This window comes from Polaribacter sp., from assembly GCF_965656025.1.
Lineage (GTDB): Bacteria > Bacteroidota > Bacteroidia > Flavobacteriales > Flavobacteriaceae > Polaribacter.
The window spans coordinates 37,195-39,041 of sequence record NZ_CBFHJT010000019.1; the positions used below are offsets into that span (position 1 = coordinate 37,195).

At 27.1% G+C, this 1,847-nt stretch carries 3 protein-coding genes; all 3 read left to right on the forward strand.

The features are described 5' to 3' along the window. The first annotated feature begins 55 nt into the window (after positions 1–55). Positions 56–460, forward strand: coding sequence for a hypothetical protein (locus ACTG3S_RS05455; RefSeq protein ID WP_439128356.1), 405 nt, complete (start codon positions 56–58; stop codon positions 458–460). 4 nt (positions 461–464) lie between these two features. Continuing rightward, positions 465–1,007 carry an RNA polymerase sigma factor gene (locus ACTG3S_RS05460; protein WP_439128364.1) on the forward strand — a complete coding sequence of 181 codons (543 nt, stop codon included), beginning with the start codon at positions 465–467 and terminating at the stop codon, positions 1,005–1,007. A gap of 3 nt (positions 1,008–1,010) precedes the next feature. Further along, positions 1,011–1,847 (forward strand): hypothetical protein (locus ACTG3S_RS05465; RefSeq protein WP_439128357.1); only part of this gene is annotated, 837 nt, incomplete at its 3' end.

Genomic DNA, 1,847 nt, shown 5'->3' on the forward strand with positions numbered 1-1,847 from the left:
AGTGTAGTTTGTGAAAACGGATATGCAACACTTAAATATTAAAAAAAGGAAAATTATGAAAAAATTATTATTACTATTTGTAGCTATTTTAACCTTAAATTCTTGTTTAAATACTGATGATTTACCTAACTATGAATATGAATACATTCCTATAGATGAAGCAAGTACGCCCGTAAGTTTTACACTTGGACAAAGAGATACAATTCATTTAAAGTATACATTTCCTAGTAACTGCTATAATTTTGATAATATTTATTACGAATATGAGGGTACAAGTAGAACTGTAGCTGTTATAGCCTATAAAGATTTAGATATTACTTGTGATGAAATACCTGTTGAACAAGAATTTGATTTGGTGGTAAATGTTAGCCAAAGAGATGACTATTTGTTTAAGTTTTACAAAGGCACAGATAGTGATGGAAAAAGTATTTTTGAAGAAGTTCTAATTCCTGTAAATTAGTAGCATTAAACTAGAAAAGCTCATAAAACAATGCTGTCAACAAAAGTTGACAGCACAATCTAAAGTTTATCAGTTATATGCTGATAAGCTTTTTTCTATTTGCTTAAAATATTCTAGAAACTATCAAGATGCAGAAGACACTCTACAAGATAGTTTTTTAACCATTTTTGCCAACATAAAACAATATAAAAGTACAGGCTCTTTTGAAGGATGGTTAAAAAGAATTACCATAAATACAGCGCTACAAAAATATAGAGAAAAAGTGCCTTTACAGCTAGTAGAAGATATTATAGAAAATAATGTAGATGATGATACAGAACCTATAGAAAAAACAGTTTTTAATCTAGATATCCTTTTAGAGTTTATTCAAAAATTACCAGACAGATATCGATTGGTTTTTAATTTATATGTGCTAGATAATTATACGCATAAAGAAATTTCTAATTTGTTACAAATTTCTGAAAATACTTCTAAATCTAACTTATCTAGAGCAAGAAAGAATTTAAAAAAAGAGCTACAAAAGTATCAACAAAATGCAAAAAAATAGATAATGGAGTCTGAAAATATAGATAAATTATTTAAAGAAAAATTGAACGATATAAATGCCAAACCGAGTGATAAAGTTTGGCAAGGTATAGAGCGAAATTTAAACAAAAAAAAGCGTAAAATTATACCTTTTTGGTGGTTTTCTGGTGCAGCTGCAGCTGTATTATTAATCAGTTTATTTTTCTACAAACCTACACCAAAGGCAGATAAGAGAAACAACGACCAAATAATAATTACTGATAAACCCTCTGAACCAGCAACAGAAAATCAGAAAATTATAAGAGACACTTTATTAAAGAAAACACCTAAAAAAGATGCTATATATGTTGCAGATACTAAAGAGGAAAAACAACAAAAACATACAAAAAATACTACTATAAAATTAAAAAACAAAATTGCTATTCGTAAAAAAAGTATTGTTTCTAAAAACGATGCTAAAGAAGTAAATATTAATAAAAAAAATGACAAAAGTTTAAAAACAAATAACATAACAGAAGCAGATAGCCTAAAAAAAAGTAATTTTTTAGAAGCAAAAAAAACATCAAAAGATTTTATTGCAATAGTTGAAAATGTTAAAAAAGACAATTTAAAAGAAAAACAAAAAACGTCTAAAAATAAATGGTCTATTAGCACAGTTGTTGCTGTGTTAAATGCAAATTCTTTTTCAGATAGTTCTCCAATAGACGCTAATTTGGCAAAATCTACAGTAGGTAAAAATAGCTTTTCTTATGGTGTACAAGTAGCTTTTAAAATTAACGACAAGTGGTCTATACAATCTGGTATTCATCAACAAAAAATAGCTTACCAAAACACAGATATAACTGTTTTAAATAGTGCCGTA